General features: G+C 62.4%; 19 protein-coding genes and 3 pseudogenes. 13 read left to right on the forward strand and 9 right to left on the reverse strand.

Features of this window, described 5'->3' with window-relative positions:
* The 3 genes and pseudogenes from AB9K35_RS02310 to AB9K35_RS02320 form a co-directional block, all read right to left on the reverse strand.
* A pseudogene (locus AB9K35_RS02310) lies at positions 1-377 on the reverse strand (IS5 family transposase); the annotation flags it as partial.
* A 219-nt stretch (positions 378-596) separates the two neighbouring features.
* Positions 597-1,637, reverse strand: coding sequence for an IS110 family transposase (locus AB9K35_RS02315; protein WP_369924261.1), 1,041 nt, complete (start codon positions 1,635-1,637; stop codon positions 597-599).
* Positions 1,638-1,723: 86 nt separating this feature from the next.
* A pseudogene (locus AB9K35_RS02320) lies at positions 1,724-1,900 on the reverse strand (transposase); the annotation flags it as partial.
* Positions 1,901-2,318: 418 nt separating this feature from the next.
* On the opposite strand from AB9K35_RS02320, the gene AB9K35_RS02325 reads away from it, so the two are divergent.
* Genes AB9K35_RS02325 through AB9K35_RS02340 form a run of 4 tightly spaced genes read left to right on the forward strand, consistent with a single transcriptional unit; the run spans position 2,319 to position 4,785 of the window.
* Positions 2,319-3,041 (forward strand): energy-coupling factor ABC transporter ATP-binding protein, encoded by a 723-nt coding sequence (locus AB9K35_RS02325; RefSeq protein WP_369924262.1) that lies wholly within the window; start codon positions 2,319-2,321, stop codon positions 3,039-3,041.
* Positions 3,016-3,633 (forward strand): energy-coupling factor transporter transmembrane protein EcfT, encoded by a 618-nt coding sequence (locus AB9K35_RS02330; protein WP_369924263.1) that lies wholly within the window; start codon positions 3,016-3,018, stop codon positions 3,631-3,633. The genes AB9K35_RS02325 and AB9K35_RS02330 overlap by 26 nt, the downstream gene beginning before the upstream one ends.
* Before the next feature lies 1 nt (position 3,634).
* The gene (locus AB9K35_RS02335) at positions 3,635-4,183 is read left to right on the forward strand and encodes a biotin transporter BioY (RefSeq protein WP_369924264.1); all 549 of its coding nucleotides are present in this window, start codon (positions 3,635-3,637) and stop codon (positions 4,181-4,183) included.
* A gap of 26 nt (positions 4,184-4,209) precedes the next feature.
* Positions 4,210-4,785, forward strand: a complete 576-nt coding sequence (locus tag AB9K35_RS02340) for a hypothetical protein (RefSeq protein WP_369924265.1) — start codon at positions 4,210-4,212, stop codon at positions 4,783-4,785.
* A gap of 237 nt (positions 4,786-5,022) precedes the next feature.
* Here the strand turns inward: AB9K35_RS02340 and AB9K35_RS02345 are convergent.
* Both AB9K35_RS02345 and AB9K35_RS02350 read right to left on the reverse strand, forming a co-directional pair.
* Positions 5,023-5,331: pseudogene (locus AB9K35_RS02345) on the reverse strand (transposase); the annotation flags it as partial.
* 63 nt (positions 5,332-5,394) lie between these two features.
* Entirely contained in the window at positions 5,395-6,321 is a 927-nt protein-coding gene (locus AB9K35_RS02350; protein WP_369924266.1) for a LysR family transcriptional regulator, read from the reverse strand.
* Positions 6,322-6,433: 112 nt separating this feature from the next.
* On the opposite strand from AB9K35_RS02350, the gene AB9K35_RS02355 reads away from it, so the two are divergent.
* From AB9K35_RS02355 to AB9K35_RS02385, 7 genes are read left to right on the forward strand one after another with little or no spacing between them, the layout of a single operon-like run.
* Positions 6,434-6,904: a TRAP transporter small permease gene (locus AB9K35_RS02355; RefSeq protein WP_369924267.1), complete on the forward strand. Its 471-nt coding sequence runs from the start codon at positions 6,434-6,436 to the stop codon at positions 6,902-6,904.
* Positions 6,901-8,199 (forward strand): TRAP transporter large permease, encoded by a 1,299-nt coding sequence (locus AB9K35_RS02360; protein WP_369924269.1) that lies wholly within the window; start codon positions 6,901-6,903, stop codon positions 8,197-8,199. The genes AB9K35_RS02355 and AB9K35_RS02360 overlap by 4 nt, the downstream gene beginning before the upstream one ends.
* A gap of 32 nt (positions 8,200-8,231) precedes the next feature.
* A complete protein-coding gene (gene dctP, locus AB9K35_RS02365) occupies positions 8,232-9,224 on the forward strand; it encodes a TRAP transporter substrate-binding protein DctP (RefSeq protein ID WP_369924270.1) in 993 nt (330 codons plus the stop codon).
* A 60-nt stretch (positions 9,225-9,284) separates the two neighbouring features.
* Positions 9,285-10,385 carry an NAD(P)/FAD-dependent oxidoreductase gene (locus AB9K35_RS02370; protein ID WP_369924272.1) on the forward strand — a complete coding sequence of 367 codons (1,101 nt, stop codon included), beginning with the start codon at positions 9,285-9,287 and terminating at the stop codon, positions 10,383-10,385.
* Entirely contained in the window at positions 10,360-10,674 is a 315-nt protein-coding gene (locus AB9K35_RS02375; protein ID WP_369924273.1) for a (2Fe-2S)-binding protein, read from the forward strand. The genes AB9K35_RS02370 and AB9K35_RS02375 overlap by 26 nt, the downstream gene beginning before the upstream one ends.
* Positions 10,661-12,055, forward strand: coding sequence for an NAD(P)/FAD-dependent oxidoreductase (locus AB9K35_RS02380; RefSeq protein WP_369924274.1), 1,395 nt, complete (start codon positions 10,661-10,663; stop codon positions 12,053-12,055). Before AB9K35_RS02375 ends, AB9K35_RS02380 begins: the two co-directional genes overlap by 14 nt.
* Positions 12,056-12,064: 9 nt before the next feature.
* Positions 12,065-12,406, forward strand: a complete 342-nt coding sequence (locus AB9K35_RS02385) for a RidA family protein (RefSeq protein WP_369924275.1) — start codon at positions 12,065-12,067, stop codon at positions 12,404-12,406.
* Between the two features lie 58 nt (positions 12,407-12,464).
* Here the strand turns inward: AB9K35_RS02385 and AB9K35_RS02390 are convergent, their stop codons facing one another.
* Both AB9K35_RS02390 and AB9K35_RS02395 read right to left on the reverse strand, forming a co-directional pair.
* Positions 12,465-14,510 (reverse strand): FAD-dependent oxidoreductase, encoded by a 2,046-nt coding sequence (locus AB9K35_RS02390; protein ID WP_369924277.1) that lies wholly within the window; start codon positions 14,508-14,510, stop codon positions 12,465-12,467.
* Positions 14,511-14,557: 47 nt separating this feature from the next.
* Positions 14,558-16,123 (reverse strand): trimethylamine methyltransferase family protein, encoded by a 1,566-nt coding sequence (locus AB9K35_RS02395; protein WP_369924278.1) that lies wholly within the window; start codon positions 16,121-16,123, stop codon positions 14,558-14,560.
* Between the two features lie 191 nt (positions 16,124-16,314).
* Here AB9K35_RS02395 and AB9K35_RS02400 point away from each other — a divergent pair, with 191 nt between their 5' ends.
* Positions 16,315-17,196, forward strand: a complete 882-nt coding sequence (locus AB9K35_RS02400) for a LysR family transcriptional regulator (protein ID WP_369924280.1) — start codon at positions 16,315-16,317, stop codon at positions 17,194-17,196.
* Positions 17,197-17,206: 10 nt separating this feature from the next.
* Here AB9K35_RS02400 and AB9K35_RS02405 read toward each other — a convergent pair whose 3' ends face one another.
* Entirely contained in the window at positions 17,207-18,706 is a 1,500-nt protein-coding gene (locus AB9K35_RS02405) for a UdgX family uracil-DNA binding protein (RefSeq protein WP_369924282.1), read from the reverse strand.
* A complete protein-coding gene (locus AB9K35_RS02410; protein WP_369924283.1) occupies positions 18,706-19,941 on the reverse strand; it encodes a putative DNA modification/repair radical SAM protein in 1,236 nt (411 codons plus the stop codon). Before AB9K35_RS02410 ends, AB9K35_RS02405 begins: the two co-directional genes overlap by 1 nt.
* A 320-nt stretch (positions 19,942-20,261) precedes the next feature.
* Between AB9K35_RS02410 and AB9K35_RS02415 the strand changes: the two genes are divergently transcribed.
* Positions 20,262-21,659: an HWE histidine kinase domain-containing protein gene (locus tag AB9K35_RS02415; protein ID WP_369924285.1), complete on the forward strand. Its 1,398-nt coding sequence runs from the start codon at positions 20,262-20,264 to the stop codon at positions 21,657-21,659.
* Positions 21,660-21,743: the final 84 nt, after the last annotated feature.

Genomic DNA, 21,743 nt, shown 5'->3' on the forward strand with positions numbered 1-21,743 from the left:
TTGCAATGCCTCTCGGAACCAGTCGGCGTCATAGCCCCGATCCCCGAGCAACCAATCGACGTTTGGCAGGCTGCTGAGCAGCGCCCGTGCGCCGACATAATCGCTCACCTGCCCGGCGGTCACGAACAGGTTGAGAGGTCGGCCCTGGCTATCGCAGATGGCATGCAACTTTGTGTTCATACCTCCCTTGGTTCGACCGATCAGGCGACCACGCCCCCCTTTTTCTCGGCCATGCTGGTCGCTGTGCGGTGGGCCTTCAGGTAGGTCGCGTCGATCATCACGGTCTTCGCTTCGCCGCATTCGGCAGCCAGCCCGACCATCATCCGCGCAAAGATGCCTTTCTCGCTCCAACGCTTCCACCGGCTGTAGAGCGTTCTCTGATTGCGGCCTTGTCAAGCGTGGGAGGGGTGTTGTCCGTTCGGGGTCATGGTTCTCTCCGAGGTCGCATTGAGCGCCTCATGATGGTTTTCGGTGGCGGATCGTCTCCAATGTCTTGTGCGGGATGTGGCACCAGGCCATCCCATGCTCTACAGCGAGATCGATCAACCTCCGTCCCGTCGGGACTGCGCTCCCCGCTTCGGACGCGAGAACTCAGATCAGGCGGTGGCCTCCTTTGTCCATTGATAGTCGGTTCCATTTTTCCAGAGCGTCAGCATAAGCACGGCGATTTTGCGGGCCGTCGCGACTGCCGCCTTGCGAAAGCCGCGCCGTCTGGCCAGTCGCACGGCCCAGCTTTTCAGCCGCGAGAAACGTTTCACCTGGTGGAGCACGGATGATGCCGCCTCGAACAGTAGCCCGCGCATCGCACCGTCACCGCATTTCGAAACGCGCCCCGACCAATCCATCTCGCCAGACTGATGCCGCTTTGGCGTCAACCCAAGAAAAGCGCCCACATCCGACGTCCGGCTGAACCGACTGGGATCATCAACCAGGGCTATGAAGCTGAGCGCATTGACCGGACCAACACCGGGGATTGTCATGAGGCGGCGCGCGACAGGATGGACCCTGGCGGTTTTCTTCACCGCCTTGTCCAGGTCGTCCGCCGCTTGGCACAACTTGGCATGGGTCGCGATGAAGGCATCGGCTATGGCCCGCAGAACCGGGTCGGTCTCGCCCGCTGCCGCCAGTTGATCGCGGAACGCCTGCCTCTGCCGCCCCTGGCCAATGCCGATCATACGGATGCCGAAGGTTTTGAGGACGCCACGAATGTGACCTTCGAGGTCCTTACGCAGCCGGATCAACCGTTCCCGCGCGCCTACCAAGCTGCGAAGCCGGTCCGCCTCTTCGCTGCGTATGTGGACCGGTGTGAACCAACCGGTGCGCGCAAGCTGTGCCAGACCTTCGGCGTCGGCAGCATCCGACTTGTTGAGCCGTGCCGACAAGCTTTTGTGCGCCTTGCGGGCATCAATGCAGGTCGCAGGCAGACCGAGACCGGCGAGGCCGCGCTGCAACCAGATCGACAGCATTCCGCTTTCATGCACGATCCGTCGGGGCGTGAGTTCACGGTTGCGAAACCAGCCCGCCACGCCCTCGGGATCAGCGGGACAGACGCCATGCGCTACAGTCTCGCCATCCCTGTCTACAACGCAGATCGAAATCTCTTTCAGCGACACATCCAAACCGACATAGTATTCCATAGGTCGTTCTCCTCACGGCTTACATCCATGAGGCCAACATACCGGACCTCGTTCGCCGCAGGAGAGCGACCGCCGCAATCACACCATGTCTTGTAGGGACCATAGGTGGCGGGAGCGTCACGCCATCGCAAACCATTGCGATTTATGAAGATAATTCCGCTCAGCACCCGCTTGTCATCAACCCGAGGCTTGCCATGCGACTTCGGGAAAAAAGGGGGGAGCTTGGCCATCTGCTCGTCGGTCAGCCAGAAAAGATCGCTCATGTCACAGCTCCATTTTCCGAGCCGTGAACCACGCAGTGCGGCGGAAATCAATGCATCCTGACTCTAGCGACGTGTTCCCCTTAGACCCCAGTGGAGTTGCGACTGCTCGCGCCCTTTTGTCTTGCGGGATCGGCCGATCTCAACCTCCTGTTCCTGCCGGGCAAGCAGCTTGGCGCTATCCTAGCCAATGCAACGCTCCACCACCTCGTTTCCCAGCCGCTAATTATCATACGAATATCCGCTACCGCGGTTACTTTGCGGCTAACGCTGCCCTTCAACCGGCTGACACTGCCATCCTCAGCATCAGCAACGGATCTGCCGAAGCCGCGGCGCCTTAGAGCAGGAAATGCTTGATATTTGCGCAGCCGCAGTCCAAGGCTCCGCCCCAGATTGAGAGGCAGCGGAAAGACCAGAAACCATGACCAGCCGGATCGAGCTTTGCGACCTCGTCTTTACCGTCGAAGGCAAGACCATCCTGCGCGGCCTGACCCTGGACCTGTGCCAGCGCCGGATCGGGATCGTTGGGCGTAATGGCTCCGGCAAATCAACTCTGGCCCGCCTGATCGCCGGTCTGACCCGTCCCAGCAGCGGCGAGATCCGCGTCAACGGGCACGATCTCGCCCGCGATCGGCGCGCCGCGCTGGATGAGGTCGGTATTCTGTTTCAGAACCCCGAGCATCAGATCATTTTCCCCACCGTCGGCGAGGAGCTGGCCTTTGGGCTCGAACAGCAGGGCCAGAGCAAGGCCGAGGCCAAAACCGCCGCCGCCGCGGTGCTGGCCCGCTTTGGGCTGCAACACTGGCAGGAGGCCTATGTGAACACCCTGTCGCAGGGGCAGAAACATCTGGTCTGCCTGATGGCGGTGGTGGCGATGAACCCGCGGCTGGTGGTTCTGGACGAACCCTTTGCCGGGCTCGACATCCCAACCAAGGCGCAGCTGAACCGTTACTTGCGTCTCTATCAGGGCAGCCTGCTGCATATCACCCACGACCCGGCAGATCTGGCAGATTACGACCATCTGGTCTGGATCGATCAGGGGCAGCTACGCCAGTCCGGCCCGCGGGACGAGGTGATGGCGGCCTATCTGGCTGCGATGCATGATCAGGGAGGGGCAGATGATCTCGCTCACCTCGCCGGTTAGAACCCGCGCCCACGACTGGCCCGCCGGGGTCAAGCTTGGCCTCTTGGCGGTGGCCACCTTTGGCCTGTTCATGCTCAGCGACCTGCGCCTTCAGACTCTGGCAGCGCTTGCGATGCTGGGCCTATATGCGCTGCCGGGCAAACGGTTTTTCCTCAGCGGCATGGAGCGGCTGCGGATGCTCTGGCCCTTTGTGGCGATCCTCGCGCTCTGGCATGGCCTCACCGCCACCTGTGCTGAAGGCGTCCAGTTCATCCTGCGCCTGCTGACCACCGTCGGGCTGGCCAATCTGGTCACCATGACCACCGCCTTGTCCGAGATGATCGCGGTGTTTCGCTGGCTCGCCACGCCCTTGCGGCGGCTTGGGCTGAACACCCGCGCGATGGAACTGGCAATTGCGCTGGTCATCCGCCTGCTACCCACATTGATTACCAACGGCCAGCGCCTGACAGACGCCTGGCGTGCCCGCTCCCGCCGCCGCCCCGGATGGCGGGTGGTGGTCCCCTTTACCCTGCTAGCCCTCGACGATGCCGACCACCTGGCCGACGCATTGCGCGCCCGCGGAGGCATTCTGGAAACCAAGGAGAAACCCTGACATGGAACGCAATGTCGTCCTGATCGCCCTGTTCACCGCGATGATCGCCGCGCTTGGCCTCTTGCCCAAGCTGACTTTGGCCAGCGGCATCCCGATCACCGCCCAAAGCATGGGAGTCATGCTCTGTGGTACCGTGCTCGGCGCCAAGCGCGGCGCGCTAGCAGTGCTTTTGTTTCTGCTGCTGGTGGCGGCGGGTCTGCCGCTGCTGACCGGCGGTCGCGGCGGGTTGGGTGTGTTCACAACTCCCTGGGCAGGCTTCTACATCGGCTTCCCACTTGCGGCCTTTGTCGCCGGTCTGGTGATGCAGACCTGGCAGCGCGGCAATATCACCGTGATCGCCATCGTCGCAGCTGTGATCGGCGGCATCGGCGCGATGTATCTGGCAGCGGTGCCCTATTACATGCTGGTGAAACCCGCCGGTCTGGGGGAATCCCTGCTGACCGTCATGGCACCCTTCGTGCCGGGGGATCTGATCAAGGCCGTGGTGGCCGGGCTGATCACCGGCGCGCTGTACAAGGCCCGCCCCGCCAGCGTACTGTCGCGCAGCTGATCCACAGGCCGGCGGAGGGCAGCCAGATGACCACAGACCCAAGCAAGCGCTCCGCCTTTGCCAGCCGCGCCGAATGCGACGCGGCGCTGCCGCATATTCTGGCGGCGCCGCGCGACGCGGCCGCCATCGACAGCCTGTGTTTTCGCCCCGCCTATGGCGAACGTCGCTTTCCGGAGCAGCTGCATCTGACCGTGGCAGGCGGCATCGCAGGTGAGCGCTGGTTAAAAGCTCCCTGGCTGACCCTGCCCGACGGCAGCCCGGACCCGCGCATTCAGGTCTCGATCCTGCCGCGGCGGGTGATGGACCTGTGCTGGCGCGACCGCACACATACCGTCCATCCCGGCGACACCATGGTGGCGGACCTCGATATGAGCGAGGCCAACCTGCCCACCGGCACCCGCCTGCATGTGGGCAGAGCTGTGCTCGAGGTTTCGGATAAATTCAACACCGGCTGCGCCAAATGGCGCGACCGCTACGGTGCCGACAGTCTTGCGTGGATCAACCACACGCCCAACCGCCCGCTGCGCCTGCGCGGCGTGCTCTGCCGGATCGTGCAGGACGGTGTGATCCACGCCAGTGACCAGATTCGGGTAGAGCGCTGAGCGCCGCGCCGACCGTTCCCCCTAACAGGCCGGTGCCGCGTCATAACCTGCCGACTATTCAGCCCCTACCGTAGGCGTGCCCCGCCTGCGGCGCTGAGAGCGGCAAATGCGCTGACCCATCGAACCTGATCCGGCCAGGAACGGTTTCATGTATGAACACGCATACCGTATCTTAGCGCCAACGTGTTTATCTTCTGGGATACCTAGGGTCAGGAGTCATGACCAACAGTTGCAGTTCGCAGTGCGATGCGCCTTCAAATAGATCGCGTCGACGATCACGGTCTCTTCCTCGCCGGGCTCGGTGGCCAGTGCGATCATCATCTGCGTGAAGATGCTTTTCTCACTCCAACACTTTCATGAGCAGTGAAGCGTCTTGTGCGGACCACATTCCCGCGGCGGATCCCGCCAACACAATCTATTGCGACCAATGCAGAAAAGCCCGCTCAGAACCCGTCTATCACCCACCCGTGGCTTGCCGTGTGACTTCGGGAGGAAGGGAGTGAGCACAGCCATTTGCGCGCTGGTCAGCCAGTAAAGGGCGCTGATGTCACGACAGCGATTTCCGAGCCGTGAGTCACGCAGCGCGTTGAAAATCAATGCATCCTGGCCTTAAAGGCTGTTTTGCAATTCAGTCTGCATATTTCCAATGGCTTCGCATAGATGGGTTGTGAAGGCTTTTGACGTTAGGGACTGTGTTGCGTAGCCCGGTGTCAGGATCGAGACGCTGGTGCTGATCCGAGGGCGGAACGGGCGGATCGCGAGCTCTGTCGTAGTTTGCCGCTGCTGGAGGCAGCTGTAGCCGGTGATCATGTCACAGATCATGTAACACATGCCTGCGGCGACGAATTGCAGGCCCGGTGCCCAGGTTCGCAACTCCAGCCGCTTGCGGAATTGGTATCCGCTTTTTTGAAATGCCGCTTCTGTCCGGACCGTCAACGGGTGCTTGTCGAACAGCACCGCCATCGGCTGACCGTCCAAATCCTTCGGCGTGATCTCCTCGGCTGTCGCAAGTGGATCGTCGGCTGGAACGACGCACACACATTCGAGATCGAAATCCATCTGTTTCACGGAAGGGCGCGGCAGTGGTGTCTCGGCAAAGCCGATGTCGAATTGCTGCGAGGCAATTAGGTCTTCAATCACGTCAGACGAGCGCATAATCAGCGAGACTTCCAACTCACCTTTGCCTTGCAAGAACTCCGTTAGAATTCGCGGCATGAACATTCCGGCCGCCGCCGGGTGGCAGGCGACACGCAACTTGCCTGCCTCGTGGGTGCGGATTTTCTTCACCGTGCGTTCGATGCGCTCTATCCGCTCCAAAACGGTTTCGCATTCCTCGAGAAAAAACCGCGCTTCCGGCGTCGGAATGAGCTTGCCCTGATCGCGCACGAACAGGCTGAAGCCCAGTTCGCCCTCCAGCGTCGAAATCATCGTGCTGACAGCAGGTTGGGTGCGCCCGACGGTGCGCGCCGCCTGGGAAATGGAGCCGCTGCGCATGACTTCCCGGAAGGTGAATATCTGGCGGAGGGAAAAGTTCATGCCCGGCCCATTAAGCAAATTGATGGAGTCACAGATATTTTGAAATTGATTTTATGCCCCGTGTCCAGCCAAATCCGTCAGACACGCTGCGGGACCACGGGAGGGAGGACCGATGGACACATTTTCCAAATATCTGCTGACAGGTCTGATCTGTTTGGTGGCCCTGGGGCAGTTCGTGCAGGTCGTCACCCGCTACGTGCTGCAGATCCCGGTGATGGGGCTGGAGGAGACCATGCTCTATCCCACCATCTGGCTCTACATTCTGGGCGCCGTCAACGCCTCGCGCGAGGATACCCATATCCGCGCCAACGTCCTGGAGATCGCCATCAAGACAGAGCGTGGCCACACCGTACTGGCGATCATCGGTGAAATCATCAGCCTGATCGTCGGCCTGTGGCTGCTGAGCTGGGCGTGGGATTACACCCTTTACGCCTGGCGGGTCTGGAAGGAGAGCCCGACGCTCTACCTGCCGACATTCTATTCCGAAGCAGCGCTGGTGGTCGGACTGGCCCTGATGATGTTCTACACTGCGCTGCACCTGCTGCGCCACGTCAATGCGCTGCGCGCGGGAGCCGCAAAATGATCGAGATCGCCCTTCTTGCCATTGCCGTTCTGGTGCTGACGCTGACCCTCGGCGTGCCGCTGCCCTACTGTTTCGGCGCCGCCCTCATGATCATGTACTTCCTCGGCGACGTGACCATGAAAGGCATGATGCTGTGGGGCTCCCAGCAGCTGGGGAACCCGGTTCTGTTGGCCATTCCGCTGTTCGTGCTGGCAGGCACCATCATGTCGGCCAGCGGTATCGCCGCGTCTCTGCTGAACTTCGTGAATGCCTTCATCGGCCATGTCCGCGGTGGCCTCGGTGTTGTGGCGGCGGTGAGCTGCGCCATCATCGGCGCGATCTCCGGCTCGGGGCTGACCGGCATCGCCGCCATCGGCCCGCTGCTGATCCCCGAAATGGAAAAGCGGGGCTATCCGCGGGAATACGCCACCGCGCTGATTGCCAATTCCTCGATCCTCGGGCTGCTGATCCCGCCGTCCGTCACCATGATCGTCTATGGCTGGGTCACCGACACCTCGATCCTCGCCTGCTTCCTCGCGACGCTGGGGCCGGGCCTGCTCATCATGTTCAATTTCTCGGCCATGAACCTGTGGATGAGCCGCAAGTTCGACCTGGTGCTGGACGATGTGCCCGGCGTTTCGCAACTGGCCGGTGACGTGGCGAAGAAGGGCTTCAACGCCACCCCGGCGCTGTTGATGCCGGTGATCATCCTGGGCGGTATCTACGGCGGCATCATGACCCCGACCGAGGCCGCGGCCCTGTCAGTGATCTACGCGGTGCCGGTCGGCTTCTTCATCTACAAGGGGCTGAAATGGGACAGCTTTCTGGAGGCCGGCAAGGAGGCCGCGACCGCGGTCGGCGCGATCATGGTGATGATCCTGTTCTCGATGATCCTGAGCCAGATGTTCGTCTACGAGGCGATCCCGCAGAAAATGGTCAGCGCGATCTTCGAGATCACCGAGAACAAGGTGCTGCTGCTGATCTTCGTCAACATCCTGCTGTTCCTGGTCGGCATGGTGGTGAACGACGTGACCGCCATCATCCTGATCGCGCCGCTCTTGCTGCCGCTGATGCAGGCGATCGGTGTGTCGCCGGTGCAATTCGCCGCGATCATGGGCGTGAACACCGCGATGGGCGGCGTCACCCCGCCTTATGCCTCGATCCTCTACCTTGGCGCGCGGATCGGCAACGTGAAGGTCACCAAGGTGATCCCGCCCGCGATGATCCTGATCCTGACAGGCTATGTGCCGGTGGTCTTCCTGACCTCGCTCTGGCCCGACCTGTCGCTCTTTCTGCCGCGCCTCTTCGGCTACTGACCCACCCCTGACACCAACGGAGGAGACCATCCATGAAACACTTTCTGACCGGCACCGCAGCCGCCGCGCTGATGTCGCTCGCAGGCCTTGCCTCGGCCGCCGACCTGAAGATGAGCCACGTGCGGCCGCAGGACACCACCATCGACAAGGAGCTACGTGCCTTTGCCGCCGAGGTGAACGAGGCCACCGGCGGCGACGTGTCGATCAACATCTTCCCGGCATCCGCGCTGGGGGACTACACCACGGTTCAGGAACGCATCAGCGTCGGCGCCATCGACATGGCGACCCAGCCCGCAGCCGCGGCCGCTGATCGCCGGATGCAGATCAGCTCCTTCCCCTACCTTGCAGGCAACTGGGAGGACGCGCGCGCGATCTACGGTCCTGAAGGCCCGGTGCGCGAGGTGATGGCAGAGCTCTACGCCAAGCAGGACATCACCATGCTGGCAGCCTACCCGGTGTATTTCGGCGGCATCGCGCTGAACACCGACCCGGTCAACCCCGGCGATCCATCGCAGCCGAACGGCATCAAGGTCCGGGTGCCTGGCATCAAGAGCTTCCAGATGACTGGCGAGGCACTTGGCTACATCCCCTCGCCGATCCCCTTCTCCGAAGCCTTTACCGCGATCCAGACCGGCGTTGTCGACGGCGTGATCGGCTCCGGCGCCGAAGGCTACTATGCCTCCTTCCGCGATGTGACCAAAGCCTATGTGCCCGCCAATACCCATTTCGAGGTCTGGTACATGATCATCTCCAACCAGTCGCTGGCGGAACTGGACGCGGAGGATCAGGAAGCGCTGAGGACCGCTGCGGCCGAGTTCGAGGCCAAGCGCTGGACCGTGGCTGAAGAGGACCAGCGCAAATGGGAGCAGCGGCTGGCCGACGAGCTTGGCGCCAAGGTCGTCGAGCTGAGCGACGCCGAGCGCGAAGCGATGGCCGCCAAGGTGCGCGGCGAGGTCTGGCCGGTGGTTCTGGAAGACGTGGGCGCCGAGTGGGGCCAGGACATTCTTGACAAGATCGGCAAGTAACCCGCGGCCGGAGGGGGCGGCACCGCGCCGCCCCGCACCCAATCCCGGAGAGATGGCAGAATGGAAGCAGATTATGCAGTGATCGGCGGCGGCGTCGTCGGCCTGTCGGTAGCCTGGGGGCTGCTCAGGCGCGGCAAGCGCGTCACGGTACTGGACGGCGATGACGGCGCGTTCCGGGCCAGCCGCGGCAACTTCGGGCTGGTCTGGGTCCAGTCCAAGGGGATGAAGCAGCCGCGCTACGCCGCCTGGAGCCAGCGGTCCGCCGCCGCCTGGGCAGGCTTTGCCGCCGAGTTGGAAGACGGCACCGGCCGCTCCGTCGGGCTGGAGCAGAACGGCGGCTATGACCTGCATTTCTCCGAAGAGACGCTTTATTCCACCGTCGCCCAATACGAAACGCTGAAGGAGAAGCTTGGCGGCAACTACCCGTTTGAGGTGCTGGGCCGCAACGCGCTGAGCCGCGAGGAGCCGCATATAGGGCCAAAGGTTGCGGGCGCGATCCTGCATCACCAGGACGGCCACGCAAACCCGCTGCGGCTGCTGCAATCGCTGGCCGAAGACGTCCGCAGGCGGGGTGGCCGGGTCTTGAACGGCAAGACCGTCACCGGCGTAGCCAAGCCGGATGGCTTCCGCGTGAGCTGCGGGGACGGCACCGTGGTGACGGCTGGAAAGGTCATCCTGTCCGCGGGCCTTGGCGCGATGGAGCTCGGGCCGAAGCTGGGCTTCAAGGCGCCGGTGCGGCCGCAGCGCGGCCAGGTCCTGATCACCGAGAAGCTGCCGAAGATGATCCACCGGCCCTCGCTGATCGCCCGCCAGGTGGACGAGGGCGGCATTCAGATCGGCGCCACCAACGAAGAAGCGGGGCTGGACGACAGGGTGACCCAGCCGGGGCTGTCCCGGCTCGCGGCCGAAGCCGTGGCGGCCTATCCGGCACTTGCCCGCGCGCAGCTGGTGCGCAGCTGGGGCGCGCTGCGCATCCTGACGCCGGACGGGCTGCCGATCTACCAGGAAAGCCCGGAACTGCCCGGGGCCTACCTCGTCACCTGCCACAGCGGCATCACCCTGGCCGCGGCGCACGCGCTGTTTCTGCCGGACTGGCTGGAAGGCACATCCGCAGCCCCCGATCTGGAGGTGTTCAGTGAAGACCGATTCCCTGTTTCTTGAGCTGGAAGAGCCCCCCCGCGTGCGGATCTGGTTCGACGGCCAGCCGCTCGATGTGCCCGAGGGGGCCAACCTTGCCGCCGCGCTGCTGGCCGCCGGCGTGCAGGTGTTCCGGCACACGCCGGTGTCCAGCGCGCCACGGGCTCCGTACTGCATGATGGGAGCCTGTTTCGAATGCCTGGTGGAGACCGGCGGCACCCTGCGCCAGGCCTGCATGATGGAAGCCGAAGACGGCCTGCGCATTTCCCGCCCGCATGAAACCGCAGCAGAGGTGCGCGATGGAACGCTTTGACCTTGCCATCATCGGCGCCGGGCCGGCCGGCATGGCCGCCGCCGCAGAGGCCACGCAAAGAGGGCTGGACGTCGCCCTTCTGGACGAGCAGAACCGCCCCGGCGGGCAGATCTACCGCGAGGTGGACCGCGCCGCCGGACCGCGCGGTGCGATACTGGGGCCGGATTATCTGCATGGCTTGTCTCTGACGGCGGGGATCGCCCGGCTTGAGATCCGCTACCTGCCGGGCACCGTCGTCTGGGCGGTCGAGGACGGCTTGCGCATCTCCTTCACCCGGGACGGCCACGGCGGCCAGCTGGAGGCCGGCCGGGTGATCCTGGCCACCGGCGCGCTGGAGCGTCCCATGCCGGTGCCTGGCTGGACCCTTCCGGGGGTGATGACGGCCGGAGCGGCGCAGATCCTCTTGAAGCAATCGGGTGTGCTGCCCCGCCGTGCGGTGCTCGCGGGGAGCGGGCCGCTGCTCTACCTCATCGCCGCCCAGATGGTGCGCGCGGGCACGCCGCCGCTGGCACTGGTCGAGACCCAGACCCGGGCGAGCCTGCGTGCGGCAGGCCGCCACCTGCCCGGGGCGCTGCGCGGCTGGCGCTACCTCGCCAAGGGACTGAAGCTGCTGGCAGAAATCCGGCGCGCCGGCGTGCCCCGCCATACTGGCGCAACGGCCATTGCCGTGGAAGGCGGCACCGCGGCCGAAGCCCTGACCTTCCGCTGCAACGGCCGGACGCACCGCATCCCCTGCGGCACCGTCCTGCTGCACCACGGCGTGGTGCCGAACACCCAGGCCGCCCGCTCGATCGGCGTGCCGCACCTGTGGTCCCCTGCTCAGCACTGCTTTGTGCCGGAAACCGGCACATGGGGGGAGACCGCCAAACCCGGCGTCCTGATCGCGGGTGACGGGGCCGGCATCCACGGCGCCATGGCCGCCGAATACGCAGGCCGCATCGCCGCTCTGAAGGCCGCGGAGGAACTGGGGCGGGTCTCTGTCCCGGAACGCGACCGCCTTGCCCGCCCGCTTCTGCGCGCCCGCAGCCGGGAAATCGCGGTACGCCCCTTCCTGGATGCGGCCTATACGCCCTATGCAGAGGCCTTGCAGCCTGCCGACGGCACCATCGTCTGCCGCTGCGAGGAAGTGACCGCGGGCAGCATCCGCAGCCACGCCCGGCTCGGCTGTCTCGGCCCTAATCAGGCCAAGGCCTTCAGCCGGGCCGGAATGGGCCCCTGCCAGGGCCGCTACTGCGGGCTGACCGTGACCGCGCTGCTTGCCGATGCCCATGGACAATCCCCGGACGAGACCGGCTATTACCGTATCCGGCCGCCGATAAAACCGGTAACGCTTGGCGAGCTCGCCGCGATGGACGAGCCGCCTTCACATGCCGCCGAATAGGAGAGAAAGATGATCGAACGGATCGATACCGGCCCCCGCATGAGCAAGATCGTGAAGCACAATGGCGTCGCCTACCTGTGCGGCCAGGTCGGCGATGGCGCCACCGTGGCCGAACAGACCCGCGACTGCCTGGCCCGCGTCGAGGCGCTGCTGGAGAAGGCAGGCTCCTCGCCGCGGCAGATCCTTCAGGCAATCGTGTGGCTCGCCGACATGAAGGATTTCGGCGAGATGAACGAGGTCTGGGACGCATGGGTGCCGGAAGGCCATGCCCCCGCCCGCGCCTGCGGCGAAGCCCGGCTTGCGCGCCCGGATCTGAAGGTCGAGATCATCGTGACAGCGGCCTGCGACTAACTCCATATTCGTTCTTTGCTCAGGTAGCTTACGAGAGCAAAGTGCGGATACAGGAGGGTCAGATATCCTTCACCAGGCGCAGCGCGTCGTAAATCGCCGCGTGGGTGTTGCGGGCGCTGACGGCGTCGCCGATGCGGAATAGCTGGAACGAGCCACCGGGGTTGCGTTGCACGGTCTGAGGACGCCCTTCGATCAGCGCATCGTAGTCGACGGCTCCTCCGTTGGCGGACAGGGGCTTGAGGTCGAAATAGAGGTCATCAAGCGGCAGCGTGCCATAGTTCACCACAATCTGATCGTAGCTCTTTTCCGACGTGAAGTCGCTGTAGTCGGTGCCGATCTTTGCCTTCAGCAGGTTCCCGTCGCGGCTGACGTCAAGCAGTCGTCGGGCCACGGTGAAGGTCACGTCCTTGTCCTGTAGGGCGCGCATGTAGGGTACGAGGTTCATCGCCATGATGTCCGGCGCAAAGACCCGGTCTGGTGTCATAACCTCGACCGATGCACCGGCATTGGCTGCCACTTCTGCTGCTTGCAAGCCAGGGTGATCGCCGCTTTCGTCATAGATCAGCACGTTCTGCCCCGGTTTCACGTCGCCTGAGATCAGGTCCCAGCTGGTCACCACGAGGTCCTGTTGCCGTCCACTTTCAAACAGTTCCGTGTTGGGCAAGCCGCCTGTTGCAACGATTACCACATCAGGGTCCAGCGCGGTCACGTCCTCTGCCTCTGCCCAGGTGTTGAACCGGAATTCGACATCCCGTGCCGCGCATTGTGCCATGCGCCAATCGATGATTGAGATCATTTCCCGTCGGCGCGGGCTCAGAGCGGTCAGGCGTACTTGTCCGCCGGGGTCGGGTTGGGCTTCGAAGACCGTCACCTCGTGACCGCGTTCGGCGGCCACACGCGCCGCCTCGAGTCCGCCCGGTCCCGCCCCAACGATCACAACCTTCTTTTTCTGCTCCGCGGTGGTCAACTCATGCGGCATGGTCAGCTCGCGCCCGGTTGCCGCGTTGTGAATGCACAGCGCGTCTCCCGCCTGATAGATCCTGTCGAGACAGTAGGTCGCGCCAACGCAGGGGCGGATGTCATCCTCCCGGCCTTCGGTGATCTTTCGCACGATATGGGGGTCGGCCATATGGGCGCGCGTCATGCCGACCATGTCGAGCAAACCCGCCTGCACCGCATGGCGTGCGGTGGGAACGTCCGGGATCTTGGCGGCGTGGAAGGTGGGCATCCCGGTCGCCTCCTTCACCGCGCCGGCGAAATCGAGGTGCGGCGCATTCTTCATACCCTGGACGGGGATCACGTCGGTCATGGCGGGGTCGGTGTGAATACGTCCACGGATCACATTCAGGAAGTCGACCATGCCGCTGTCGGCGAGACGTTTGGAAATCTCGAGGCCTTCTTCGGGCGTGATCCCGCCCGCCTCGGCCTCGTCCGCGGTGTAGCGCAGGCCAACGATGAAATCATCGCCGACGCGTTTGCGGATTCCCCGCAGCACCTCGAACGGCAGTTTCAGACGGCTTTCCAGATTCTGCCCGCCATAAGGCCCATCCAGATCATTGGTCAGCGGTGACCAGAACTGGTCAAGCAGATGCCCGTAGACCTGCAATTCGATACCGTCCATGCCGCCTTCCTTCATGCGTTCGGAAGCGTCGGCAAAGTCCGATATGATCCGCTCGATGTCCCAAGCTTCGGCCAGCTTCGGAAACGCCTTGTGCGCCGGTTCGCGATGTTTGGAAGAACTGACGGAAGGAAGCCAGTCGCCCTTGTTCCAATTGGTGCGGCGCCCCAGGTGAGTCAGCTGAATCATCACCGCGCAGCCGTGTTCGTGGCAGGCGTCGGTCAGCTTCTTGATCCACGGCACCACCTCATCTCGGTAGGCGAGGATGTTGTTAAAGACCGGCGGGCTGTCTTTGCTGACTGCGGCAGAGCCGGCTGTCATGGCAAGGGCAACACCCGCCTTGGCCCGTTCCGCGTGGTAGGCAGCATAGCGTTCCTTCGGCATGCCGTCTTCCGGATAAGCCGGTTCGTGACTGGTGGTCATGATCCGGTTTTTCAGCGTCAGGTGTTTCAGTTGGAAGGGCTGCAAAAGCGGGTCCTTGGACATCGGTCTTTCCTTGAGTTGTGCTTTGCTGGCGATTGAGGAGGGCGGTTTCAGTACCAGGCATCCTTCAACGAGGCTTTCTTGCGGGCAATGAAATCCTGCAAAGCCTCGTCCGTGTCTGCATCCATCGGCGGGGCTTCATACTGATCCAGAATGGACTTCCAGCGCGCGTTCGCGCGCTGTGCGGCGTCAATACTTCCCTGTTCTTCCCAGCTCTCGAACGGCTGGTCATCGTTCAGGGCGCTGTCCCAATAGGCGGATTGATAGTGACGCAGCGTGTGCTCGGTGCCGAACAGATGTTCACCGGGCCCCTTTTCGGCCAACGCCTCCACGCCCAGAGTGTCGTCGCTCACCTCTATTCCTCTCAGGTAGGCATGCAGTGCGCCGCACATGTCCGTGTCCATCACGAATTTTTCGTAGGACATGGAGAGCAGGCCGTCGAGAAAGCCTGCCGAATGCAGGATGTAGTTCGCGCCGCCCTGTATCGCTGACATCATCGACATCATCGATTGCTGCATGGCCTGCGCATCGGGTCGTTTCGAGGTGCTGAAATTGCCCGCACACCGCAGCGGCATCTCGAGCCGCCGGGCGAGCTGCCCCATCACCAGTGATCCAAGGGCCGGTTCCGGTGTGCCGAAAGTGGGTGAGCCCGAGCGCAGAGACATGGAGGAAAGAAAGCCGGCCAGCACCGCTGGTGCGCCGGGGCGAACCAGTTGGGTGAGCGCGCAGGAGGTCATTGATTCAGCGAGACATTGGGCGATCGCTCCGGCCATTGTCAGCGGCGATACCGCACCGCCAAGCAGGAACGGCAAGTGGATTGATCCTTGACCGGCGCTGGCGTACTCGCGAATGCCGCGGGTGGTGATGCCGTCAAGCACCAGTGGCGATGTCGTGTTGAAGTTCCCAAGAATGACGCAGTTCTGTTCAACGAAATCCGGTCCGAACAGGATGCGGCACATTTCAATGCTGTCCCTTGCGCGCTCCGGTGCGGTGATGGAGCCAAGAAAGGCGCGGTCGCTGTACCGCATGTGGGCATAGACCATGTCGAGATGACGCTTGTTGACCGGAATGTCCGTCGGTTCGCAGATCGTCCCGCCAGAATGGTGGAGCCAAGGCGAGGATTGCGCCAACTTCACCAGGTTCTGGAAATCCTCGATCGTGCCGTAGCGCCGCCCCTTGTCCAGATCCATCACGAAGGGGGACCCATAAGAGGGCGCAAAGACCATCGCGTCGCCGCCAATTTCGACCGAATTCGCGGGATTGCGGGCGTGCTGGGTGAACCGTGAGGGTGCAGTTCGCAAGATTTCGCGGATCATGCCGGGTTCAAATTTGATGTTCCAGGTTTCCGGCGATACCTGGCGGACCTTGCCACCGGCTTGGCGGAAAAGCTCGACCGTTTCGGGGTCTTCGCGAAACTCCATGCCGATCTCGGCCAGAATTCGGTCGGCGGCCTGTTCGATTCTGACGAGTGCCTCTTCGTCCAAAAGGTCATAGGGGGGAACCCGGCGGGTGATGAAGGGGACGCGCAGATGCGGGTTTTGACCTGGAGTGCTGTCGCGACGGGTATGTAGGCGGCTGCGTCGACCCCGCGCTCTTGTCGTGGAAACCTCGGTCATGGCGCGCTCCTTTCAATAGTAGGCTTCAGCGGGCACTGCGTTTTCCCGTTGCAAGCAGCGTGCGGACAATCGCGATTGGCGGCAATGACAGAAAAATTCACCTAGGCTTAGCTGAAGTAATCTGAAAATATCCAAAAGCGGTCAGAATTGCGCTATAGTGGTGCGATTGATCTAACGTGAATGAGGAATTCTTGGCCAAACGACCTTACGACCTTCCCCCGATGAATAGCCTTGTCGCGTTCGAGGCCGCGGCACGCCATGTCGGCTTCAAGGCTGCCGCGCGGGAACTGAATGTCACCCCGGCGGCGATCAGCCATCAGGTGAAGGCCCTGGAAGCCGAATTGCGCTGTCCGTTGTTTCGGCGCCACCATCGTGGCGTGGAGCTGACGGAAACGGGGGCCTACTTGCTGGTCGCCCTGCAACGCGGCTTTGAAGCCATGGGAGATGCGGTGGACCAGCTCAGACAGCGGTCGCACCGGGCCTCGGTCACGATACGGGTGACCACGGCGGTCAGTTCGCTCTGGCTGACACCCAAGCTTGCGCAGTTTTGGAAATCACACGGCGATATCTCGGTTGCCCAGATTGTCAGTGATACCGAGCAAAGCGCGGAAGATTGCGACCTTAGTATTCACTACGGTATCAAGCCGCGCGTGTCCGGCCATTGCAGCACCTTGTTTCATGACCGGATCATGGCGCTCGGCAGTCCGCGGTTCGCCGAACTGCACCCGGTCAAGCATGCTGCGGATCTTGCAAAGCTGCCGCTGATACATTTTGAATCTGCGGGGGCTGGTTGGACCGACTGGACCGGCTGGTTTCGAAATCTCGGGTACGCTGGGCCCGTGAAGCACAGTCACAGCGTCAACAATTACGTGATTGCCCTGCAGGCGGCGCGCGATGACATGGGGGCGGTTCTGGGCTGGGTTGGCTTGACCGAAACCTATCTTGAGAGCGGTGAGTTGGTGCCTTTGCTGCCGGACCGTGTCGAAACGGTGGAAAACTTCTACATCAGGTTGGCCCCCCATGCCTCGCAACGGGCCCGGCTGGTCTATGATTGGCTGCTGAGCGCCACGTGATCGCAACGTGTCAGGGTGCGCGGGGGCTCGGAGCCTCCTGGGTAAAGGCTTGCAGATGATCGCTATGCGCCGGGGCCTTGTCCGGCGCGACAAAGGTCGCCGCCAACGCCAGATCCTGCGTGAACTGCGCTTCGGCCTGCTTGCGGACCTCCGGTTCTGACAATCGTAACAGGTAGGCGGGGTGAAAGGTGATCAGGACCGGCAGACCCGCTCTGCCTGTTTCGATGGTGCCGCGCCGGGCGTGAAGACCGGTTTCCTTCCCCGTCAAGCTGCGCGCGGCGGTGGCGCCCATGGCCAAGATCAACTTGGGGCGAACGGTTGCGATTTCGGCATCAAGCCACCAGCGACAATGTTCGATTTCGGAGACATCCGGCCGTTGATGGATGCGCCTCTTGCCGCGGACAGAAAACTTGAAATGCTTCACAGCATTGGTGACATAAGCGGTCTCGCGGTCCAGTTCGGCCTTGGCGGCGGCCTGGTCGAAGAGCTGGCCCGCCGGTCCTACAAACGGACGTCCACTCAGATCCTCCATCTCGCCGGGCTGTTCACCCACGATCATAAGGTCGGCTTGGGCCGGTCCTTCTCCGAGCACGGCTTGCGTTGCGTTGCAATGCAGGGGGCAGCGCGTGCAGCTTCGGATTGCCTTTGGCAAGGCTTCCGAGGATCCGCTCCAGGCAGATTTGCAGGACGCCAGTTGCGCCTTGAGCTGTTCGACGCGGGCAGGGGGCAGGGTCGGCGCTGCCTCCGCCATGGCGCGGGCACGCATCGGCGCATCGGCGATCATCTGCGGAATATACGCGGCCTCGGGGAGGTTCTTCCAATATTTCTTGGGCATTTCCGATTGCATTGCCTGCACCTTGAGGCGCGCAGGATTGAAGATGTTCTGGAAGTAGGTGATCCAAAGTGCCTCGCTGGCATCCTCCGGCAGATCGGGCTTGTCATATCCCTCGGAAAACGACAGTTTGCCCTGCTCGAATACAGCCGACACATCAGGCGTCAGGATCCGCCAATCCATATCGCCAAAGCGGCGCACGAAGAAATCCGCTGTCGGCTCGACAGTGTGATGGGTTGGCTCGAACCAGGCTGCAAAACTGCGACGTGCCGCGCCTGGACGGCCAATTTCGCGAAAGCGGACAAAGGCCTTCATCTTGTGCTGACACCGGCGCACGTTTTTCTCCATCCGGCGCAATCTTGCCAGATCCCGGTCACCCCGATCTGCCATTAGGTTTTTGTGTGGTGTTTCTCTCAGCCGCCACAGGAAGGCATAGAGCAGGGCAAAGCGTTCCGGATCACTGTGCCAGACAACCGTTTCGGCCATTTGAATGAAATTGCGCGGTACCGATACCGCGCCTCCGTCCGTCGGTGGGCTGTCGTCGCTGAGCAGGTCGGGGGCGGTTGCATGATCGCCCCAAAGGATTTGCTCAGGCGGGACGTTCCCTGCGAGAAAACTGCGGGCGGCGTCGCGCCATGCGCGGAAGGTGCCAATAGGGGGCAGGGTAACCCGATGCATCAGAACAGGACCAATTGTTCGGGCGGCGGGGCAAAGCGTGCGCGCAAATCCGCGCTGTCGGTCAAGGCCCCCGGTGTCCAGCCCCCTGCGGTGATGAAGGCCCGGGCCTTCTTCATCTGTGCTCCCATACGCAGGAGGTCTTCGTAGCGGAGCGTCCGGTGGCGGCGGCTGGCGAGGAGCCGATTAACGGTTCTGACGCCGAAGCCCGGCACTCGCAACAGCATCTCGCGGCTGGCGCGGTTGACGTCCAGTGGAAACACTGCCCGGTGCGCGAGGGCCCAAGCCAGCTTTGGGTCGATCTCCAGATCCAGGTTGCCGTCACGCGTGACGGACGTGATTTCGTCCAGCTGAAAATCGTAAAAGCGCAGCAGCCAGTCTGCCTGGTATAGGCGATGTTCGCGTTGCAACGGTGGCCGGATCAGCGGCAGCTTGGCAGAGCTGTCGGGAATAGGCGAGAAGGCAGAGTAGTAGACGCGTTTGAGTTTGTAGCTAGAGTAAAGTCGGGTCGATTGCCCCAGCACCGTCGCATCGTTGGAGCCGTCGGCCCCGATGATCATCTGCGTGGACTGTCCGGCGGGGGCAAAGCGGGGCGGGCGCTTGCCGGTAAACGACTTGTCCTTGCCGGCCTCCTTTGTCATGCGCACATTGGCCATCGCCCGGCGGATCTGTTCCGGCTTCTTTTCTGGCGCATATTGCTGCACCGCCTGATCCGTGGGCAGTTCGACGTTGATCGACAAACGGTCGGCCAGCAACCCCGCTTCCTTGATCAGCTCGGGCGCGGCGTCGGGGATCGTCTTGAGGTGTATGTAGCCGCGAAAGTTCTCCTCGTGGCGCAGTTTGCGAGCGATCTGCACCATGTCGGACATCGTCGCGTCGGGTGAGCGGATGACGCCCGATGACAGGAACAGCCCTTCGATGTAATTGCGCCGGTAGAATTCTATCGTCAGCCGCACCACCTCGTCGACGGTGAACCGGGCGCGGGGCACGTTGGAGGAGGCACGGTTTATGCAATAGCTGCAATCATAGATGCAGAAATTGGTCATCAGGATCTTGAGCAGGCTGATACAGCGGCCGTCGGGCGCATAGGCATGGCAGATCCCGCTGCCTTCGTTGGACCCCAGCCCCTTGCCATCGCGGGAATGGCGCTTGGTCGATCCGGATGACGCGCAAGAGGCGTCATATTTTGCCGCATCGCTGAGAATTTCCAGTTTCTGTTTTAGGGTCTGTCGTGCCATTTGTTCTATATATGTTCTCACGCGACATTTGTCACGAGCAGAAGCATCGTCATTCCGCCGGGTAACGGAAATCCGCTCATTGCGTCTCCGCTCAGGCGTTTCCGTCCGATCGCAGCGGGTGCGGAAGCGCCAGTTGCCGAGGCGCATGTCCGGTCACCATTTGCCTTTGTCAGGCGGGCAGGGCGGGGCAAGACACGGCATCGCCATGCGGGCTCGCGAGGCGCAGGAAATTGCATGTCCGCTGCTTCTCATCTAGGCTCTGCATTCTAGGTTCAGCACACTCGCGTCCGGTGAAGCGGCGCAATCCAAGGAATAATTAGATGCAAACTGCCTTAGTGGCTGACGACGTGTCCGACATACTGGGCGTCCTGAATGCCTTGGATGACGAAATCGCCGTTCTCGACGCCTCGGGCCACATAATCGCCGCGAATGCTGCCTGGGAGAAGTTTCGGGTGGAAAACGGTGGAAATCCAGAACGGTGCTCGGTCGGGAGCAACTACTTCGCTGTTTGCACATCGGCTTGCGGATCATCGAGCGCCACCGCGGGGATCGTGGCGGACGGGCTCACCGCGGTGCTTGCAACCGGAGAAACCTTCCGGTGTGAATACCCCTGCGACAGCCCGACCGAGAAACGCTGGTTCGATCTGACCGTAAACCGGTATCTCCGAGGCAAGGAAAGTTTCCTGATCGTTCAGCACCGAAATGTCAGCAAGCGCCATGTCCAGCGGGAGGAGGTTGAGCAGGGCTATATCAATTCCAACGCGATGGCCGCGTTGATCGCTTCCACCAGCGATGCGGTGATCAGTTATGATCTGGACGGCAATATCATCACGTGGAATCCCTCGGCGGAACGTCTTTATGTCTACGAAAAGTCCGAAATTCTCGGGCGGTCTCTTGAAACGCTTTATCCCGAGGGCTGGCCGAAACGGGTCGCCAGTTATCGCGACGAGATCATCGCGGGCAGGTTGCGTGATTTCGAAGCAACGCGGATCGCGAAGGATGGAACGGGGCGGGAAGTCTGGATCAGCTGCGCTCCGATCCGCAACGTGGACGGTGAGGTCATCGCGATTTCGAACATTCACCGCGATGTGACGGAGGTGCGCAATGCGGAACGCGCCAGGGATCTGATCGCCCGGGAAGTCATCCACCGCGCCAAGAACATGTTGAGCGTGGTATCCGCGATCCAGCGCCAGACCGCGCGCACGGCGGAGACGCTTCAGGATTTCAACCGGAGCTTCGGGGCGCGGCTCGCATCACTGGCAAAATCGACGGATCTGCTGGTCAATAACGCATGGACGAGCGTTTCGCTCCGCCAATTGGTTGCGGAGCATCTGGAACCCTTCACGATGGTTGAGGCGGACCAACATATCCAGCTGTCGGGGCCAGATGTGGATTTGCAGCCGGAAGCCGTTCAGACCATCGGCATGGCCATACATGAGTTGGCCACGAATTCTGCCAAGTACGGCGTATTGCAGCAGAGGCAGGGGCGGGTGTCCATATCTTGGGACATTGATCGCGGCAGTGGCGAATTGCAGTTCCAGTGGCGGGAAACCGGGATCAGCATTGATGGCACCCCGTCCAGAACGGGGTTCGGGCATTCCGTGTTAACGAATTATGCCGCTACGGTGCTGGATGCTCCGGTTTCTTATGTCGTGGATGGCAGCGGTATCGACTGGGACATTAAGGTACCCGCGTCCCATTTTCAGGCGGCCTCATGATGCACCGTGGCAGCGCAGGACATTGCAGCGGTCTCCGGCCCTTGGGCGGCTGACGGTTCGATGACCACGGTTAGTCGACATCAG

This window comes from Leisingera sp. XS_AS12, from assembly GCF_041224635.1.
In the GTDB taxonomy this organism is placed as follows: domain Bacteria; phylum Pseudomonadota; class Alphaproteobacteria; order Rhodobacterales; family Rhodobacteraceae; genus Leisingera.

Excerpts from the sequence above, each read along its gene's own strand:
- AB9K35_RS02330 (WP_369924263.1), top strand. The coding sequence starts at position 3,016 with ATGATCTCGCTCACCTCGCCGGTTAGAACCCGCGCCCACGACTGGCCC.
- AB9K35_RS02410 (WP_369924283.1), bottom strand. The coding sequence starts at position 19,941 with ATGGCACGACAGACCCTAAAACAGAAACTGGAAATTCTCAGCGATGCG.
- AB9K35_RS02360 (WP_369924269.1), top strand. The coding sequence starts at position 6,901 with ATGATCGAGATCGCCCTTCTTGCCATTGCCGTTCTGGTGCTGACGCTG.
- AB9K35_RS02335 (WP_369924264.1), top strand. The coding sequence starts at position 3,635 with ATGGAACGCAATGTCGTCCTGATCGCCCTGTTCACCGCGATGATCGCC.
- AB9K35_RS02390 (WP_369924277.1), bottom strand. The coding sequence starts at position 14,510 with ATGTCCAAGGACCCGCTTTTGCAGCCCTTCCAACTGAAACACCTGACG.
- AB9K35_RS02325 (WP_369924262.1), top strand. The coding sequence starts at position 2,319 with ATGACCAGCCGGATCGAGCTTTGCGACCTCGTCTTTACCGTCGAAGGC.
- AB9K35_RS02370 (WP_369924272.1), top strand. The coding sequence starts at position 9,285 with ATGGAAGCAGATTATGCAGTGATCGGCGGCGGCGTCGTCGGCCTGTCG.
- AB9K35_RS02315 (WP_369924261.1), bottom strand. The coding sequence starts at position 1,637 with ATGGAATACTATGTCGGTTTGGATGTGTCGCTGAAAGAGATTTCGATC.
- AB9K35_RS02385 (WP_369924275.1), top strand. The coding sequence starts at position 12,065 with ATGATCGAACGGATCGATACCGGCCCCCGCATGAGCAAGATCGTGAAG.
- AB9K35_RS02415 (WP_369924285.1), top strand. The coding sequence starts at position 20,262 with ATGCAAACTGCCTTAGTGGCTGACGACGTGTCCGACATACTGGGCGTC.
- AB9K35_RS02340 (WP_369924265.1), top strand. The coding sequence starts at position 4,210 with ATGACCACAGACCCAAGCAAGCGCTCCGCCTTTGCCAGCCGCGCCGAA.
- AB9K35_RS02350 (WP_369924266.1), bottom strand. The coding sequence starts at position 6,321 with ATGAACTTTTCCCTCCGCCAGATATTCACCTTCCGGGAAGTCATGCGC.
- AB9K35_RS02395 (WP_369924278.1), bottom strand. The coding sequence starts at position 16,123 with ATGACCGAGGTTTCCACGACAAGAGCGCGGGGTCGACGCAGCCGCCTA.
- AB9K35_RS02380 (WP_369924274.1), top strand. The coding sequence starts at position 10,661 with ATGGAACGCTTTGACCTTGCCATCATCGGCGCCGGGCCGGCCGGCATG.
- dctP (WP_369924270.1), top strand. The coding sequence starts at position 8,232 with ATGAAACACTTTCTGACCGGCACCGCAGCCGCCGCGCTGATGTCGCTC.
- AB9K35_RS02355 (WP_369924267.1), top strand. The coding sequence starts at position 6,434 with ATGGACACATTTTCCAAATATCTGCTGACAGGTCTGATCTGTTTGGTG.
- AB9K35_RS02405 (WP_369924282.1), bottom strand. The coding sequence starts at position 18,706 with ATGCATCGGGTTACCCTGCCCCCTATTGGCACCTTCCGCGCATGGCGC.